Origin of the sequence: Bordetella genomosp. 11, from assembly GCF_002261215.1 — a bacterium.
Taxonomy (GTDB): Bacteria; Pseudomonadota; Gammaproteobacteria; order Burkholderiales; family Burkholderiaceae_B; genus Bordetella_C.
This window is the reverse complement of sequence record NZ_NEVS01000004.1, coordinates 2,444,973-2,462,955: the sequence shown is the minus strand read 5'-3', so window position 1 is coordinate 2,462,955 and position 17,983 is coordinate 2,444,973. Positions and strand designations below refer to the sequence as shown.

Annotated in this window: 14 protein-coding genes; 7 read left to right on the top strand and 7 right to left on the bottom strand. The window is 63.4% G+C overall.

The annotated features are described in order from the left end of the window. The first annotated feature begins 88 nt into the window (after positions 1-88). On the top strand, positions 89-1,645 hold the full coding sequence (locus CAL28_RS18685) for a helicase HerA-like C-terminal domain-containing protein (protein ID WP_094842764.1): 1,557 nt from the start codon (positions 89-91) through the stop codon (positions 1,643-1,645). Between the two features lie 73 nt (positions 1,646-1,718). On the opposite strand, the gene CAL28_RS18680 is transcribed toward CAL28_RS18685, so the two are convergent. Then, positions 1,719-3,086 carry an aspartate aminotransferase family protein gene (locus CAL28_RS18680; RefSeq protein ID WP_094842763.1) on the bottom strand — a complete coding sequence of 456 codons (1,368 nt, stop codon included), beginning with the start codon at positions 3,084-3,086 and terminating at the stop codon, positions 1,719-1,721. Positions 3,087-3,267: 181 nt separating this feature from the next. Between CAL28_RS18680 and CAL28_RS18675 the strand changes: the two genes are divergently transcribed. Both CAL28_RS18675 and CAL28_RS18670 read left to right on the top strand, forming a co-directional pair. Then, positions 3,268-4,335: a tartrate dehydrogenase gene (locus CAL28_RS18675; RefSeq protein WP_094842762.1), complete on the top strand. Its 1,068-nt coding sequence runs from the start codon at positions 3,268-3,270 to the stop codon at positions 4,333-4,335. A 369-nt stretch (positions 4,336-4,704) separates the two neighbouring features. Continuing rightward, positions 4,705-5,688 (top strand): hypothetical protein, encoded by a 984-nt coding sequence (locus CAL28_RS18670; protein WP_176464036.1) that lies wholly within the window; start codon positions 4,705-4,707, stop codon positions 5,686-5,688. A 72-nt stretch (positions 5,689-5,760) separates the two neighbouring features. On the opposite strand, the gene CAL28_RS18665 is transcribed toward CAL28_RS18670, so the two are convergent. From CAL28_RS18665 to CAL28_RS18650, 4 genes are all read right to left on the bottom strand, one after another. After that, complete coding sequence (locus CAL28_RS18665; RefSeq protein ID WP_094842761.1) at positions 5,761-7,377, bottom strand: DHA2 family efflux MFS transporter permease subunit; 1,617 nt, start codon at positions 7,375-7,377, stop codon at positions 5,761-5,763. Further along, positions 7,374-8,567: an HlyD family secretion protein gene (locus tag CAL28_RS18660; protein ID WP_094842760.1), complete on the bottom strand. Its 1,194-nt coding sequence runs from the start codon at positions 8,565-8,567 to the stop codon at positions 7,374-7,376. The genes CAL28_RS18665 and CAL28_RS18660 overlap by 4 nt, the downstream gene beginning before the upstream one ends. A 19-nt stretch (positions 8,568-8,586) precedes the next feature. Next, positions 8,587-10,026: an efflux transporter outer membrane subunit gene (locus CAL28_RS18655; RefSeq protein ID WP_094842759.1), complete on the bottom strand. Its 1,440-nt coding sequence runs from the start codon at positions 10,024-10,026 to the stop codon at positions 8,587-8,589. 132 nt (positions 10,027-10,158) lie between these two features. Beyond that, entirely contained in the window at positions 10,159-10,659 is a 501-nt protein-coding gene (locus CAL28_RS18650; protein WP_094842758.1) for a MarR family winged helix-turn-helix transcriptional regulator, read from the bottom strand. A gap of 153 nt (positions 10,660-10,812) precedes the next feature. Here CAL28_RS18650 and CAL28_RS18645 point away from each other — a divergent pair, with 153 nt between their 5' ends. From CAL28_RS18645 to CAL28_RS18635, 3 genes are all read left to right on the top strand, one after another. After that, positions 10,813-11,760: a DMT family transporter gene (locus tag CAL28_RS18645; protein WP_094842757.1), complete on the top strand. Its 948-nt coding sequence runs from the start codon at positions 10,813-10,815 to the stop codon at positions 11,758-11,760. Between the two features lie 76 nt (positions 11,761-11,836). Then, on the top strand, positions 11,837-12,829 hold the full coding sequence (locus CAL28_RS18640) for a quinone oxidoreductase family protein (protein WP_094842756.1): 993 nt from the start codon (positions 11,837-11,839) through the stop codon (positions 12,827-12,829). 164 nt (positions 12,830-12,993) lie between these two features. After that, on the top strand, positions 12,994-13,209 hold the full coding sequence (locus tag CAL28_RS18635; protein ID WP_094842755.1) for a YgdI/YgdR family lipoprotein: 216 nt from the start codon (positions 12,994-12,996) through the stop codon (positions 13,207-13,209). Positions 13,210-13,303: 94 nt separating this feature from the next. Here the strand turns inward: CAL28_RS18635 and CAL28_RS18630 are convergent, their stop codons facing one another. After that, the gene (locus CAL28_RS18630) at positions 13,304-14,332 is read right to left on the bottom strand and encodes a class 1 fructose-bisphosphatase (RefSeq protein ID WP_094842754.1); all 1,029 of its coding nucleotides are present in this window, start codon (positions 14,330-14,332) and stop codon (positions 13,304-13,306) included. 24 nt (positions 14,333-14,356) lie between these two features. Beyond that, on the bottom strand, positions 14,357-17,059 hold the full coding sequence (gene pepN, locus CAL28_RS18625; protein ID WP_094842753.1) for an aminopeptidase N: 2,703 nt from the start codon (positions 17,057-17,059) through the stop codon (positions 14,357-14,359). 169 nt (positions 17,060-17,228) lie between these two features. On the opposite strand from pepN, the gene CAL28_RS18620 reads away from it, so the two are divergent. After that, entirely contained in the window at positions 17,229-17,864 is a 636-nt protein-coding gene (locus CAL28_RS18620) for a DUF4136 domain-containing protein (RefSeq protein ID WP_254926168.1), read from the top strand. Positions 17,865-17,983: the final 119 nt, after the last annotated feature.

Here is a 17,983-nt window from a genome sequence, read left to right as displayed (position 1 = left end):
CCGCGCGGGGATCCGGGTGTGTTGCGCTGGCGCGCGGCGCGGCGGAGAATGGCCGCGCCGACGCCGCAAACGCCATCTGGAGACCGCCATGTCCGACACCGCCACGTCCATTCCTCCCTTGCGGGTCGCCCGGCACGACGGCCAGGACCTGGGGCTGCTTCCCGGCATGGCGAACCGGCACGGCTGTATCACCGGCGCCACCGGCACCGGCAAGACCGTCACCCTGCAAGTCCTGGCGGAGCAATTCTCCCGCATCGGCACGCCCGTCTTCCTGGCCGACGTCAAGGGCGACCTGACGGGTATTTCGCAGATGGGCAGCGCCACCCCGAAACTGCGTGAACGCCTGGACTCCCTGGGCCTGCCCGAACCGGCCTGGGGCGCCGCGCCGGTGGTGCTCTGGGACGTATTCGGAGAACAGGGCCACCCCGTGCGCGCGACCGTCTCCGATATGGGTCCGCTGCTGCTTTCCCGCATGCTGGAGCTCAACGATACCCAGGAAGGCGTGCTGGCCCTGACCTTCAAGGTTGCCGACGACGAAGGCCAACTGCTGCTGGACCTGAAGGATCTGCGCGCGATGCTGCAGGACGTCGCGGATCGTGCGCCGTCGCTGAAAACACGTTACGGCAACGTCTCCGCCGCCACCGTGGGCGCCATCCAGCGCGGCTTGCTTCGTCTGGAATCGCAGGGCGCGCAAGCGTTCTTCGGCGAACCCATGCTGGAGATGGACGACCTGATGCGCGTCGACGCGCAGGGGCGCGGCGTGGTCAGCATCCTGGCGGCGGATAAACTCATGCAGGCGCCGCGGCTATATGCGATCTTTCTGCTGTGGCTGCTGGCCGAACTCTACGAAAAACTGCCGGAGATCGGCGACCCGGACAAGCCCCGGCTGGTGTTTTTCTTCGACGAAGCGCACCTGCTCTTCCAGGACGCGCCCAAGGCGCTGCTGGACAAGATCGAGCAAGTCGTGCGTCTGGTGCGATCCAAAGGCGTCGGCGTGTATTTCGTCACGCAGAATCCGCTGGACATTCCCGATACCGTGCTGGGCCAGCTCGGCAATCGCATCCAGCATGCCCTGCGCGCGTTCACGCCGCGCGACCAGAAAGCGGTGCGGACCGCCGCTCAGACCATGCGAGCCAATCCCCAGCTGAACCTGGAGCAGGCAATCACCGAACTGGGTGTGGGAGAAGCGTTGATTTCACTGCTGGATGCCAAGGGGCGTCCCGGCGTCACGCAACGCGCGTGGCTGGTCCCGCCGGCCAGCCGCATCGGGCCGGCCACGCAGGCGGAACGCGATGCCCTGCGCACGGCTTCGCCGGTGGCGGGCAAATATGAGCGAGCGGTCGACCGCGAGTCGGCCTACGAAGTCCTGGCCCGTCGTGCCGCCGCGCCGGTCGATGGCGGGGCGGGCCCAGGCGCGCCGGATGGCGCCCCCGGGCATGCCGGCACCGAGGCGCCCGGCGGGACGCCGCCGGCCGAGGGCGGCCTGATGGATGGGCTGAACGATGTGCTGTTCGGTTCGACGGGCCCGCGCGGCGGTCGCCGCGATGGCGTCGTCCAGACCATGGCGAAAACCGCCATGCGTTCGGTCGCGCGTGAGCTGGTGCGTGGCGTACTGGGATCGTTGCTGGGGTCCCGGCGTCGCTAGGGAGCGACGCCGGCGGCCTCGTCGTGGCTGGCGTTGACGGGGCCGCGGCCTCGGCGCCTGCGTGGCAGGAAGTTCAGGCGGCGACGAAGCGCGTGACGTCCTCCAGCGTGCGGACAAATCGCGCCACCATATCGCGCACTTCGTCCGGCGTGATGATCAACGGTGGGCAGAATGCCACTGTGTCCTGGATCCCGCGAATGATCAGGCCATGCGCATGGGCCTGTTCGTAGGCATAGGCACCGGCCTTGCCCAGCGGCTCGAAAGGCCGCTTCTCGGCCTTGTCGGCCACCAGTTCCACCCCGGCGATCAGGCCTACGCCGCGCACTTCGCCCACCAGCGGATGGCCGGCCAGCGCGCGAAGCTCCTGCTGCAGCACTTCGCCCGAGCGCAACGCGTTTTCCACCAGGCCGCGTTCCTCGATGATGTTCAGGTTTTCCAGCGCCACGGCGGTGGCCACCGGATGGCCGCTGGCTGTGTAGCCATGACCCAGCGTCCCGACGCGGCCGCTGTTTTCGGCGATCGTCTCATGCACCTTGGGCGACACCAGGACGGCCGCCAGGGGGATATACGAGGACGTAATCTGCTTGGACAGCACCATGATGTCCGGTTCGATGCCATAGGTGTCGCTGCCGAAGAACGTACCCAGCCGGCCGAAGCCGGTGATGACTTCGTCGGCGATCAGCAATACGTCGTACTTCCGGCACACGGCCTGTATCTTGGGCCAGTACGTGCGTGGCGGCACGATTACGCCACCCGCGCCCATGACGGGTTCGCCGATGAAGGCGGCGACGGTGTCCGGACCTTCCTGCAGGATGAACGCTTCCAGTTCGGCCGCCATCCGGGTGGCAAAGTCTTCCTCGGTTTCGCCCGGATTGGCGTGGCGGTAATGGTGGGGGCACGAGACGTGTTTCATCTGCGGCAGGGGCAGATCGAAATCGCGATGATTGCCGGCCAGTCCGGTAAGGCTGGCCGAGGCCACCGTCACGCCGTGATAGCCGCGTTGGCGCGCGATGATTTTCTTCTTCAGGGGACGGCCCAGCGCGTTGTTGTAATACCAGACGAACTTGATGACCGTATCGTTCGCTTCAGAGCCGGAATTGGTGAAGAAGGCCCCGGACATCCGCCCTTGCGTATAGCCGATCAGGCGTTCGGCCAGGGCAATCGAGGGCGCGTTCGATTTGTGCGTGAACGTGTGGTAGTAGGGCAGCTTGCCCATCTGCCGGGTGGCGGCCTGCACCAGGCGGGGTTCGCCGAAGCCCACCGCCACGCTCCAGAGGCCGGCCATCCCCTCCAGGTACTTGTTGCCCTCGTCGTCGTAGACGTAGATTCCCTCTCCGCGGTCGATGACGCGCGGACCGACGCTGCGATGCTTGACCGCGTTGGTATAGGGGTGGATCTGATGGCGGATATCCTGCGCGTGGGATTGGCTGGTGGTCGACATGGATGTTCGCGAAAAAGTTGGGTTGAGCGGCGCATGAATGCCATCACGCGCCATTCCTCCATAGTAGCCGGCCGGCGCCGCGCCGGGTACCGGTCGCATGTTGCGGTTGCCGCGCCGCGCCGCTGTGTCCGATAATGCCCGCACGGATATGGACCAACCAACGGATCATGGAGACTTGGCGGTGGCTAAAAAACACAGGATCGCGGTAATTCCCGGCGACGGTATCGGCAAGGAGGTGGTTCCGGAAGGGCTGCGCGTGCTCGACGTCGCGGCCGGCAAGTTCGGTATCGAATTCCAGTGGGACCACTTCGACTGGAGTTGCGATTACTACGCCCGGCACGGGAAGATGATGCCGGACGATTGGGCGACGCAGATCGGCGGCCACGAGGCCATCTTCTTCGGCGCCATCGGTTGGCCGGACGCCGTACCGGACCATGAAGCCCTGTGGGGGTCGTTGTTCCGCTTCCGCCGCGATTTCGACCAGTACATCAATCTGCGCCCTGTCCGGCTGATGCCGGGGGTCGTATCGCCCCTGGCCAATCGCAAGCCCGGCGATATCGATTTCTTTATCGTCCGCGAGAACACCGAAGGGGAGTATTCCAACAGCGGTGGCAAGCTTTTCGCCGGCACGGAGCGGGAAATCGTCATCCAGGAAAGCGTGTTCACGCGCGTCGGCGCCGAACGGGTGCTGAAGTTCGCGTTCGAACTTGCGCGCAAGCGCGGCAAGCACCTGACGGCCGCCACCAAATCCAACGGTATTTCGATTTCCATGCCGTGGTGGGACGAAAGGGTGGCCGAGATGGCGCAGCACTATCCCGACGTGCGGTGGGACAAGTTCCATATCGATATCCTGTGCGCCCACTTCGTGCAGCGTCCGGATACCTTCGACGTCGTGGTGGCCTCGAATCTGTTCGGCGACATCCTTTCCGACCTGGGGCCGGCCTGCACCGGCACGATCGGCATCGCCCCTTCGGCCAACCTGAATCCGGAACGCAAGTTCCCGTCCTTGTTCGAGCCGGTGCATGGATCCGCGCCGGACATTTACGGCAAGGGCATCGCCAATCCCATTGGGCAGATCTGGAGCGGCGCGCTGATGCTGGATTTCCTCGGCTACCCGGAAGCCGCCGCGGCGGTGGTCTCGGCGATCGAGCACGTATTGGCAAACGGCCCGCGAACCCCCGATATGAAGGGGCAGGCTCGCACGGAAGACGTGGGACGCGCCGTCGCGGAGCGACTGGCCGCCCAGTAATCGGCAGGAGAGGGGGCGCACGGCCCCCGCTTTTGCAGCGGTCGCAACAAGCGGTAATTTTTGATTGTGGGGATGTTCCGCCGCCCTGGGGACGGGATCCGTGCTATGGTTATGCCGTCCCTCTTTAGGCTGCGGCGTATATGCTGCATCGTCCGGTCTGACGGCCGGAAGTTTGTAAATTCCGTCGGAAATTCAAACTATTGACGCGCATGCGAAGGTATAGTTTGACTACAGGTGGCGGCATGGATATGCGTTGCGTCCCCGGTACTTTCCGATCGCGCTGTACATTTTTGTACGTTTGCGCCCTCACGTTCGAGTTTGGCATTGTTATCTTCCACAAGTTTGGCTGCCGACAACGCGGATTCCCTGGTGACGGGGAAGACAGCGCTGCTCCCTGAGGGCGGCAGTGTCGTTGTCGCCGGTGACGGCACTGTAGGTGACAAACCGCTCGACCGCTTCTGGCGCAAGTTCTATTCGCTGTTTCGCAGCCGCCGCATGCAGCACAACCGGCATCTATGGCCGTATGTGTCCATCGGGCGCGACGCGCAGGGCGCCATCAACGCTTTTTCGGCATTTCGCCATGTCGTGCCCATTACGCCGCTGCAGCAGGCCTTTGCGGAACACCACGACACGGTGCACGTCATCCTCAGCGGCCCGTCCGTGGCGGAGATCCCGTACGACCGCCTGCCCATGCGGGCCGCGATGGGCGTCAACGGGTCCATCTCCCTGGCCCGCCAGTTCGACATCCCGTTCCGCTATTACTGCGTAATCGATCAGAACTTCGTCCGCCGCCGCATCGACTTGATGCGCGAGGTGGTCGAACGCGATCTGACCTTGTTCGTCACGCCGGATGTGCTGCGCTACATGGTGCAGGGAATGCCATGGCCCGAGCGCTACAAGTGCCGCATCTGCGTCATCGAGGTCGTATCGGAACGCGCCTACCTGCCGCATTTCAGGCCGGATGAACTCGCCGCGATGGCAAAGGCCAATCCGGCGCTTTCGCTGTTCGATTCGCAACGTTCGCTCGGCTACAGCTTCGACCTTGCCAGCGGTGTATTCGACGCCGATACGGTGGCCTATGCCGCGCTGCAAATCCTCGTCGCGGGCGGCGTCGGCCGTATCTACATGCACGGCCTGGACCTCGGCTTTTCCGGCGCGCGCCGTTTCTACAAGGAAGCGCAACCGGAAAACAGCCGGCTGGTGCGTAACTTCGACCGGCTGATCGAGCCGTCCTTCTCGCAGGCCGCGGCGTTGCTGAAGGCTCGTGGAATCGACGTGTTCAACCTGTCGCAGAACAGCGCCTTGTCCGACCGGATCATTCCCAAGCTCGACTGGCGCACGCTGGTTTCCTGATCCCCGATACAAAACGACGGCGCCCCGGGCCGCGCGTAGCGAGCCGGGGCGCCGTGCCGTGTCGGGTGGCGCTCAGTGAGCGCCCGCCGCGGCCTCCGCCGCGCCGGCATCCTTCGCCCGCACGGGACGCGCGAACCACACCAGGCCGGTCAGCAATATGAAAACGATCGCCGAGCCGTAGAAAACATCCAGAGCGGACATCGTAAAGGCCTGGGTATCGAGCATGCCGTTCAGCGCATTCAGCGCCTGCTCGGCCGACATGCCGAGCGATGCCAGTCCATGCATGACCTGTTCGTAGGCCGGCGAGCTTGGCGTCGCCGTTTCCGTAAGGCGCGCATGGTGCAGGGTGGCACGATTCTCCCAAAGCGTGGTGGCGATGGAGGTGCCGAAAGCGCCGGCCGTCAGGCGGCAGAAGTTGGACAAACCGGCCGCCGCGGGGATGCGCCACGGTTCCAGGCCCGACAGCGTGATCGACGTCAATGGGACGAAGAAAGCCGCCATGGCCGCGCCCTGGATGATGGTGGGGATCATCAGCGCCTGCATGTCCGTTTGCGGCGTGAAGTTCGCGCGCATATAGCAAACCAGCGCGAAGACGCAGAAGGCGAAAGTCACGATTTGGCGCGGGTCACGCGTGGCCAGCATGCGCCCGACCACAGGGGTGAGCGCAATGGCCAGAATGCCCACCGGCGCCGTCACGATACCGGCGTCGGTGGCTGTGTAATTCATATTGCTTTGCAGCCATAGCGGCAGCAGCACCACGTTACCGAAGAAGACCCCGTAGGCGATGGCCAGCGTGACCGCACCTATCGTGAAATTGCGTCCCTTGAACAGCCGGAGTTCCACGATGGGATGCGCTTCCGTCAGCTCCCAGATGATGAAGAACACGAACGCGATCACCGTGGTTACGGCCAAAGCGATGATGGTGGGGCTTTGGAACCAATCCAGTTCCTTGCCCTTGTCCAGCATGATCTGCAGCGCGCCCACCCAGACCACCAGCAAGACCAGGCCGGTCTTGTCGATGGGCAGCTTGTGGGTGACCGACTCGCGGTCCTTGTAGATGCGCCAGCTGAGCCACGCGGCGAGCAGTCCGACCGGGACGTTGATGTAGAAGATCCAGGGCCAGGAGTAGTTGTCGGAGATCCAGCCCCCCAGCAGCGGTCCGGCGACGGGCGCGACCAGTGTTGTCATCGACCATAAGGCCAGTGCCATGCCGGCCTTATTCCGGGGAAAGCTTGCCAGCATCAACGTTTGCGACAGCGGGATCATCGGGCCGGCCACGGCGCCCTGCAGCACCCGGAAGGCGATGAGCGTTTCCAGCGTGGGTGCGAAGCCGCACAGCCATGACGCCACGACGAAAAGCAGCGTAGAGATCACGAACAGCCGCACCTGGCCGAAGCGCTGCGTCAGCCAGCCGGTCAGCGGGACGGTAATGGCATTGGCGACCGCGAAGGACGTGATCACCCACGTGCCCTGGCTGGTGCTGACGCCCAGATCCCCCGAGATCGTCGGAATGGAGACGTTCGCAATGGAGGTGTCCAGTACGTTCATGAACACTGCCGTGGACAAGGCGATCGAGCCGACGATCCGCAGGCCGCCCTCCAGCGGCGGATAGGTGACCGGACGCTGCGGGTCCGCAGGGGCTGCCGGCGCTTCGGATCGGGCCGGCACGGCATTGCTGGCGGGATTCATTGCACGAGGTTCTCTTGAACGATCTTTTGGATCATGGCGTCGACCTGCTTGCTATCGGGATCGAAGGCCCGGGTGGCGAGCGCGGGTTCGGCGCGGCGGGGTTGTTCCGTGACGGCGGGACCATCCTGCTTGCTCAGGTCGACTTCGACGTCCATGGACAGGCCGATACGCAAGGGATGCGTCTTGAGTTCCTGCGGATCCAGCGCGATGCGCACGGGGACCCGCTGGACGACCTTGATCCAGTTGCCGGTCGCGTTCTGCGCGGGCAGCAGGGCGAAAGCGCTGCCGGTGCCGGCGTCCAGGCCAACCACCGTGCCGTGGTAGGTCACGCTGCCGCCGTACAGGTCCGCGGTCAGCTTGACCGGCTGGCCCACTCGCATCTCGCGCAGTTGTCCTTCCTTGAAGTTGGCTTCCACCCACAGCTGGTTCAACGGCACGACGTTCATCAGCGTATTGCCCGGGGCCACGCGCTGGCCGACCTGGACGCTGCGGCGTGCCACCATGCCGGTGACCGGAGCGGGCAATACCGTGCGCGATTGCGCCAGCCAGGCATTGCGCAGTTCGGCTTCGGCTTCACGAACGTCCGGATGGTTTTCGACGCTGGTGCCGTGCGTCAGCGCCTGGTTGGTGGCCAGCTTGGCCCTGGACGCCTCCAGGGAGGCTCGCGCCTGCGCCAGACCGGATTCCGCGGACTTCAGGGTAGTCTGGGCATGCAGGATCTCCTCGCCGCTCACGCCGCCGGATTTGGCCAGCGTCTGGCGGCGCGCGAGGTCGCTGCGGGCGCGGGTCAGGTCGGCCTGCGCGCGTTCCACGTCGGCCTGGCGGACCGCCACATCGGCGGCCAGGGCATCGTTCTGCACGTATAGCGTCCGCACCTGGCGCACGGTCTGTGCCAGTTTGGCTTCGGCCTGCTGCAGGGCGATGTCGGTATCCGAGGGATCCAGGCGCACCAGGGGCGCGCCCGCTTCGATCATTTCCGTGTCGTCGGCTTCAATGGCGACGACCGTACCGGGTACCTGCGGCGTGATCTGCACCAGGTTGCCGTGCACGTAGGCGTCGTCGGTACTCTCGAAATGAGAGCCGACCAGCCACCACCATGCGCCGTACGCGATGGCGGCCAGCACGAACACACCCGTTGCGATCAGCATCAGGCGCTTGCGTTTGGGATTGGAGCTTTGAGGGGCGTTCATGGCGTAATCCGATTCTTTTTCAACGAGTGGTATTCAGGTTGTCCTGGTTGCGCGCGAGTTCCGCGTTGGCCGGCGCTGGTACATAGCCGCCGCCCAATGCGTTGGCAAGGTCCGCGTCCAGCTTATAGGTGCGGAAGCGCAGGTCCGTTTCCAGCCGGGCCTGCGTCAGCACTTCGTTCTGTGCCACCAGGACCGTCAGGTAATTGCCCAGCCCGGCCTTGTAGCGGTTGACGGCCAGGTCGTAGGCGGCGTCGATGGATTCGCGTGCCTGGCGCTGTTCGGCTGTCTCGCGTCCGATCAGGCGCAGCGCGTCCAACGCGTCGGCGGTCTGCCGGACGGCGTCCAGCACGGTCTGGTTGTAGTCCGATACCGCCAGATCCGTGTCGGCGCGGCGGCCGGCCAGGTTGGCGTTCAATTCGCCGCCGTGAAAAATAGGCAGGGAAATGGCGGGCCCGATATTCGCGGCATGGCTGGCGGCCTGCAGCAGGTTGTTGGTGCCCAGCGCCTGGAAACCGATGAAGGCGGTGATATTGACGTTGGGGTAGAAATCCGCCTTCGCGACGTCGATGGTATGGCGCGCGGCCTCGGCGCGCCAGCGGGCGGCCACGACATCGGCCCGGTGTCCCAGCAGGTCCAGCGGAATCGAGGCCGGAACGCCGCCGGCCGGCGCGGTCAAGTGCGCTTCCTGCAAGGCTTGCCCACGTTGCGGGCCGGCACCGGCCAGGGCCGCCACCTGGTTGCGCAGTTGCGCCAGTGTCGTCTCGATCTGCGTCAGCTGCACCTTGGCCGAAGCCAGTTGGGACTCTGCCTGCTTGACTTCCACCTGGGTATCGAGCCCCGCGCTGAAACGCTGCCGCGTAATGGACAGGGCTTCGTCGCGTTGCTTGATGATGCGCTGTAGAACGTCGCGCTGCGCGAAGGCATTCTGCAGGTTCAGGTAGCTTTGCACCATGGCGCTGGACAACATCGTGCGCGCCGCCTGCTTATCGGCTTCCGCCGCCTGTTCGCTCGATAGCGCGGCCTGCAGGGCGGAGCGATTCTTGCCCCAGAAGTCCAGCTCGTAACTGAAATTCAGCCCCAGGCTGTTGTCGCTCTGGACCGAACCGCCGAGCGGATCGGGATAGATATAGGTTTTGGAGATATGTTCGCGCTGCAGCGAATAGTTCGCATCGACGCGCGGCAGCAGGGGCGCGCGGGCGCCTCCCACTGCCGCATTCGCTTGCGCCAACCGTGCCTGTGCGGCCGACATCGTGGGATTGTTCGCCAACGCCTCCTGCACGAGGGCGTCGAGTTGCGAGTCGCCATACCGTTCCCACCACTGCGTGGTGGGCCAGGCTGCGGCGCTCTCGGCCAAGCCCAGCTTTTGACCAGTAAGTTCGGCCACGGGCGCGGGCCCTTTTTCCATGAAGGCGCAACCGCTCAGGACGATTGCCAATAGCAAGATCGATAGGCGTTTCATACGAATCAGCGTGCGATAAGTGGCTTTAAGGGCGCCCCGTGGCGGCAGGGTAGGATTAAGCAGTTTGTCATTTTTATTGACCAGTTACTTATTGACTAGGCAGCTATTAAGGCGAAAAAAAGCGATCCTTGCTCAACCTTTGGCTGGCGGCACCGGCGCCGAACCGTTTGCCAGCATGCGACGCAGGAAGTGGGTCAACAGGTCCACTTCGTGTTCGGAGAACCCGCGCAGGTAGTGGTTGAGTGTGCGCGCGATGTTGGCCGGGATCTCCCGCACCATCGCTTCGCCTTCTTCGGTAAGTTCGATCTTCACGACACGGCGGTCCAGTTCGCTGCGCTTGCGGCGCAGCAACTTCTTGGCTTCCAGCCGGTCCAGCGTACGCGTCATCGCGCCGGTGTCCACCTCGTTCAGGCGGGCCAGCTCGGCAGCGGTATCGGCACGGCCCAGCGCCACCATCGCCACGGGGCGCCATTGGGTTGCGGTCAGCCCCAGCGGCGCCATCTCCTGGTCCAACGCCCGATTCAGGGAATTGAAGACCAGGCGGATGAGGTAGCCGGGGTTGTCCTCGACCCGGGTGCGGTCGCAGCGGTAAGGCGGGGACTCGCCTGACGTGACAGTGGATTCGTCGTTCATGTGACGAATATTAGTTGTTTAGACAGTTATTGTCAAGGAGCCTTTATCGCGGACAGCGTCGCGGCGGCGCCACGCCGCTTCTACCCCGGTCGCGCACGCGGGCCGAGAGAAAGGCCGTGCAAAGACCACCGCCCGGCACATAAAATCGCCGCCATGAATTCGACCGTCGCAACACCGGCCACCGGGGCTTATTCCAGCCGCGCCGTCGGTTTTTTCCTGGCCGCCCTGGGCGCCATCCTCTTCTCCGGCAAAGCCATCGTCGTCAAGTTCACCTACGAGTACGGGGTGGACGCGGTCACGCTTATCGCTTTTCGCATGCTTTTCTCGCTGCCTTTCTTTGCCTATATCGGATGGCGTCAATCGCGGCGTGCCGTGCGCGGCGAAATACCGGTCCTGACGCGCACGGAGTGCGCGAAGGTCGTGCTGCTCGGCCTGATCGGCTATTACCTGTCGAGCTTCCTGGATTTTCTCGGGCTGCGTTACATCAGCGTGGGCCTGGAGCGGCTGATTCTTTTCCTGGCACCGACCATGGTGCTATTGATCACGGCGTTCTGGCTGAAGCGGCCCATCGCCGCCCGCCAGTGGCTGGCGCTGTTGCTGTCCTATCTTGGTGTCGTCCTGGTGTTCGCGCACGACATGTCGCAAACGGACGGCGGCGCCGTCCTATTGGGATCCGCCTTCGTGTTCGCGTCGGCGTTCTCGTATGCGTTGTATCTGATCGGTTCGGGCGAACTCGTCAAGCGGGTCGGAGCCATGCGCCTGACCGCCTATGCGATGTCGGTTTCAAGCATCGCCTGCATCGTGCAGTTTTTCCTGCTGCATCCGGCCTCTGTCCTGATTCAGCCCGCGGGTTTCTATGGATTGTCACTGATCCATGCCACCGTCAATACCGTCTTGCCGGTGTTCATGATCATGAGTGCGGTGTCCCGCATCGGGCCGCCGCTGGCGGCTCAGCTGGGTATGCTGGGCCCGGTATCGGTGCTGTTTCTCGCCTTCTGGTTTCTTGGCGAGCCGGTGACCGCCTGGCAACTGGCCGGAACGGCATTTGTGCTGGCGGGCGTCTTCGTGCTCACCGCGCCGGCTTCGGCAAAACGGAATTGACCGGGCCGCCCGCTGCCCGGTTCCTGTCTGACGATTTACCCTCTTACCGCGACGAACGCAAAGAAAGGAGCGTTGTATGGCCAGCAACACAGTCAAGGCAATCCAACTGGAGGCCCATGGCGGCCCGGAAGTCCTGAAGTTGGTTGACGTGGAGGTGCCCCCGCCGGGCCCCAACGAGGTGACCGTGCGCCAGCATGCGGCCGGCTTGAATTTCATCGATATCTACTATCGCACGGGCCTGTATCCTCATCCGTTGCCGCACGGCCTGGGCTTCGAAGGCGCGGGCGTGGTGGAAGCGGTGGGCAGCGAAGTCGCCCATATCAAAAAGGGCGACCGCGTCGCGTACGGCCAGAGCCCCTTGGGCGCCTATGCCGAAATGCGCAACGTGCCGGCGATCAACGTCGTGAAATTACCCAAGGGAATCGGCTTCGACGAGGCCGCCGCGATGATGCTCAAGGGCCTCACCGTGCAATATCTGTTCCGCCAGACATATCGCCTGCAAGGCCACGAGACCATTCTCTTCCACGCGGCCGCGGGCGGCGTCGGCTTGATTGCTTGCCAGTGGGCCAGGGCCTTGGGCGTAAAACTGATCGGCACGGTCTCCAGTCCGGAAAAGGCCGAACTCGCGCGCGAGCATGGCGCATGGCAGACCATCGATTACTCGCGTGAAAACGTCGTCGAACGCATGCTGGAACTGACCGGTGGGAAAAAGGTGCCGGTGGTGTACGACGGCGTGGGCAAGGATACCTGGGAGATATCGCTGGACTGCATCGAGCCGCGTGGCTTGATGGTCAGTTTCGGCAATGCGTCGGGGCCGGTTACCGGCGTCAATGTGGGCATCCTGAACCAAAAGGGTTGCCTGTACCTGACGCGGCCATCCCTCGGCATACATGTAAATACGCCGGCCAAACTGAAAGCCGCCTCGGATGAGCTGTTCGATCTTGTGCTGAAAAAGAAAATCCGCATGCGCATCGACCAGCGCTATCCGCTCGAACAGGCGGGCGAGGCGCAGACCGCCCTGGCTTCCCGCAAAACAACCGGCGCGACCATCCTGACGCTGGGTAACTGATCGCAGCGTATTTCGGCTCTGGTTTGCAAGGCTGCCCCTGGGTGGCCTTTTTTCTTGTTATTTCAGGGACGGTTAACAGATACTCGCATTTTGCCGACATCCGGTCACCTCTGTGGCGCCCGCGCTTCGCTAAATTGGTTATGTCCTTAACGCAAGGAGATGACATGACCCTGAAGTTCACCGCGATGTCGCTAGCTACCGTTGCCATCCTGGCCGGCTGCTCTTCACCGTCCGTCGTGAATACACGGGATGGTTCCCAGATCGTGACACCCGACAAGCCCGACTACGACAAGAAGTCCGGGATGTACCAGTACGATCAAAATGGCAAGGAGGTCCAGATCAACAAGGACGATGTGAAGTCGATCGAACAGGTCAAATAAACGAAACGGCCGAAATGGCCGGATCCGCATCGTCCGGTAAAGACCGGCGCCGTCGTGCGAAGCGAGGCGCCGGTTTTTGTTTACCCGAGTGGTACTAGCTGGAGGCCTCGGCGTCGTGCTCGCGATGATAGCGGGCGACGGTTTCCACTTCGTTGCGTGATCCCAGTATGACGCTTACGCGCTCGTGCAGTTGGCTCGGTTCGATGTCCAGAATGCGTTGCTTGCCGTTGATGGAAGCACCGCCCGCCTGTTCGACGATGAAACTCATGGGATTTGCTTCATACATCAGGCGCAGCTTGCCCGGCTTGGAGGGTTCGCGTGCGTCCCAGGGATACATGAAGATGCCGCCGCGCGTCAGGATGCGGTGTACATCCGCCACCATCGACGCGACCCAGCGCATATTGAAGTCCTTGCCCCTCGGACCGGTCTTGCCGGCCAGGCAATCGTCTATATAGCGCTTCACGGGCGGCGCCCAGTGCCGCATATTCGACATATTGATGGCAAATTCCTTGGTGTCCGGCGGAATCTGCATGTTTTCATGTGTCAGCACCCAGGAACCCATCTCCCGATCCAGCGTAAAGCCCACGACGCCATTGCCGACGGTCAGGACCAGCATGGACTGCGGTCCATAGACCGCATAGCCGGCCGCCACCTGCTGTTTGCCGCACTGCAGGAAGTCCTTTTCCGTGACAGGCTGGCCATGGACCTCGTGCGGTGCGCGCAATACCGAGAAAATCGTGCCGATCGAGACATTGACGTCGATATTGGAAGAACCGTCCAGGGGATCGAATAGCAGCAGGTATTCGCCCTTGGGATAACGGTTCGGAATCAGATGGATGGTTTCCATCTCCTCGGAAGCCATTGCGGCCAGATGTCCGCCCCATTCGTTGGCCTCGAGAAGGACTTCGTTGGACATGACATCCAGTTTTTTCTGGACTTCGCCCTGCACATTTTCCGACTCCAGGCTGCCCAGCACGCCGCCCAGCGCGCCTTTGCTGACGGCATGGCTGATCGCCTTGCAGGCGCGGGCCACCACTTCGATAAGGAGGCGGACTTCCGGGCCGACCGCCTGCGCCTGGCGCTGCTGCTCGACCAGATACTGGGTCAGGGTTTTGCGTTTCAAAGGATTCTCCTAGAACAGATAATTTCAGGCAGCCAGTTCGAGTGCCTTGGATACGATTTCCATGACGTTGCGGGACAAACCCGCGTGGCCGCGCACGCGTTCCAGCGATGCCCGCATGGGGCCGCGCAGCGCCGGAACGAAGCGGGACCAGTTGTCCATTGCGCGTGCCAGACGCGCCGCGATTTCAGGGTTCAGGGCATCCAGCGCCAGAACCTGTTCTTCCCAGAAGACATAGCCGGAACCATCGGCGGCGTGCAAACCGCGTGCGTTATTCAGGCAGAACTGGAACACCAGGGCGCGCGCGCGATTCGGATTGCGCAGGGTGAAGGCGGGATGCGCCATCAAGCCCCGTACGGTCTCGACCGTGGTGGCGCGCGCGGTGGCCTGCAATGCGAACCACTTGTCGATGACCAGCGGGTCATGCTGCCATTGTTCGTAGAAGTGGCTCAAGGTCCGGGTCGCGACATCCTCGTCCCCGTGGTTGACCAGTGCCGTCAGGGCTCCCAGGCGGTCGGTCATGTTGCTGGCTCGTTCGTATTGGTCCAGCGCCGATTTCGCCGCATCGGCGTCAGCCCCCGCCATCAGGTGGCTTAATGCCATGTTCTTCAAGGCGCGCTTGCCCGCGGGTTCCGGCGCCGGGGTATAAGGCCCGGGCGTCTGGCAGGCCGCCACGGCTTGGCGCCATGACTCCGCCAATTGCCTGCCGAGTTCCGCCCGCAGGAAATCGCGCGCGAACGCCAGCGACGGAGGGTCTATCGCGGCCATGCGTTCGGCGAGGGTTTTCTCCGACGGCAGCGAGAGCGCGCGTGCCCGATAAGCGGCATCCAGGCGGGGATCTTCCAGCAGGGCACGCCAGGCGGCGACAAAGCCGGCGCTGACTTTCATTTCGGCGCCGGTCTGACGTGCTGCCGTCAGGCCGAGTATTTCGCGGGTTGCCAGTTCCTGTCCCGCTTCCCAGCGCGCGAAGGGGTCGGTATCGTGCGCGGACAGCAACGCCAGCTCGGCGTCGCTCCATGGGTATTCCACAATGACGGGCGCGGAGAAACCACGCAGCAGGGAAGGAATGGGCTTGCTGGGGATATCGTCGAAAACCCATTGCTGACGCTCTTCGGTAAGCTCCAGCAGCGCAGTCGCGGTTTCCTTGCCGTCCTGCCGTAGCGGGATGGGCGCGCCGTCGCGGTCCAGGAGACCCAGGGCGAAGGGGATATGGAAAGGCAGCTTGCCATCCGGGCTGGGATGGGTTTTTTCGACACCCACCGGCGCGCAACGCTGCGCCAGCGTGACGGTGCAGCGGCGTGCCGCCGCGTCGTAGTTCAATTCCACTGCCACCCGCGGCGTTCCCGCCTGGCTGTACCACCGCCGGAATACCTGCAGATCGCGGCCCGGATGCTGCCGCGCGTAAACGGATTCCATCGCGGCCACGAAGTCGTCGCAGGTGACTGCCTGCCCGTCGTGGCGCCGGAAATATTCGTCCATGCCGGCCCGGAAACCCGCTTCACCGAGCAGCGTATGCTGCATGCGGATAACTTCGGCGCCCTTTTCGTAAACCGTCGCGGTATAGAAGTTGCCGATTTCCTGGTAGCTTTCCGGGCGGATGGGATGAGCCATGGGGCCGGCGTCTTCCGGAAACTGAGCGGCCCGCAGGGTAACGACGTCGTCAATCCGTTTGACGGCCCGCGCGCTGGCCGCCGCTTGCGCATCCATGTCCCGGGCCATCATGTCGGCGCTGAATTCCTGGTCGCGGAATACGGTCAGCCCTTCCTTCAGGCTCAATTGGAACCAATCGCGGCAAGTGACGCGATTGCCGGTCCAGTTATGAAAGTATTCGTGCCCGATGACCGCCTCAATGGCTTCATAGTTGGCATCGGTGGCGGTATCGGGATCGGCCAGGACGTACGCGGCGTTGAAAATATTCAAGCCTTTGTTTTCCATGGCGCCCATATTGAAATCGCGTACGGCAACCACCATGAAGCGGTCCAGGTCCAGCTCCAGGCCGAACCGGCTTTCATCCCAGCGTAGCGAGCGGACCAAGGATTCAAGTGCCCATTCCGTCCTGGATTCGGCCCCCGGATCGCTGTATATCTGCAGCAGGACTTCCCGGCCGGAAGCGGTATTCACCCGGGTTTCGCGGTGCGTGAGGCGTCCGGCCACGAGGGCAAACAGATAGCACGGTTTCGGGAACGGATCTTCCCAAACGGCCTGGGCACGGCCGTCGGGCAGGGTCCGGTGCTCCAGCAGGTTCCCATTGCTGAGCAAGACGGGGTAATCGGGCGTCGCGCGCAGCGTGACGCGGTAGCGCGACATGACGTCCGGCCTGTCGGCAAACCAGGTAATGCGGCGAAATCCTTCGGCCTCGCATTGCGTGAAAAAGTTGCCGCCCGACACATAGAGGCCCATCAGCGTGGAATTGGCGGCCGGCCGGCAACGGCTGACGATCTCTATCGATGCGCTCGCCCCCAGGTTGGGCAACGTCAGCGCATGTTCGTCGACGGTATATTCGGCGGCCTCCAATGCCCGGCCGTCTACCGATACGGAGACGAGCTCCAGGTCGCTGCCATCGAGCTTCAGCGGCGCCGTATCGCCCGGGGTGCGTCGCCGAACCGTCAGGCGGGAGGTCACCGTCGTCGCTTCGGGGTCCAGGTCGAAGGCCAGCGCAACCTCCGGTATATCGAAGGGGTAGGGCTGGTAATCCTGGCGGTAGACGGTGACGGAAGTTTCTGTACGCATGGCCTTGCCTGTCGTGGTGAGCACGGAGCTTATTGTAGGGCGCCCCTTGGCGCGGCCCGCAAAACTTTGCTTCCGGTTTCCTGTCCAACGGGCGCGGGCTGCCATTATCATGCGTGCGTGAGCAGCGACGCCTCGTCGTTTTGCAGGAGTCTTTATGTATAGAGTCACCATGTCACGTTCCTGGCGCTGCGCGCAGGCTTTGGTCCTCGCGCTGATGGCCGGCTTGCTCGTCGGCTGCGCCACCACGCCCAGCGTATCGGCGCGCGTGACTTCCTTCCAGGAATGGCCCGCCGGCGCGACCGGGCAGCGGTATCGCTTCGTGCCCGCGGATCCCAGCCAGAATAACAATCTGGAATATCAGAATTTTCAGGACATGGTGCGCAGCGGGATAGGCGCGACCGGCCTGGTGGAGGCTCAAGCCGGCCAGCCGGCGCGTTTCGATGTGGCGTTCCGTTATGGCGTGACCCAGACGCAGGTGAACGTGCGGCGGCCCTATGATCCCTATTTCTACGGGGGGTATGGTCCGGGCTTTTATGGTGGACGGTATTGGGGCGGCCCGTGGGGGCCCGGCTTCTGGGGCCCGGACTGGGTCGATGTGCCGACGGTTGCTTACCGCAATGCGCTGACCGTGGAAATACGCGATGCCAGCCAGGGCGGCAAGGAGGTTTACCGGGCTACCGCATATAGCGTGTCGGATAACGACAGGCTTTTGAAAGTAATGCCCTACCTGGTTCGCGCCATTTTCGATAATTTTCCCGCGAACAATGGTTCGGAGCGGGAAGTCCGCTATACGATGGACAGGTAGCGGGCCGGAAGGCCGTGGCCAGATGCGGCCGGCACTTTCCGATACTGTGACGTTTCAAAAAGATCAGGCCCCGTGAAATCGCACGGGGCCCGTCTTGGGATCGGCATCGAGGCGGTGTT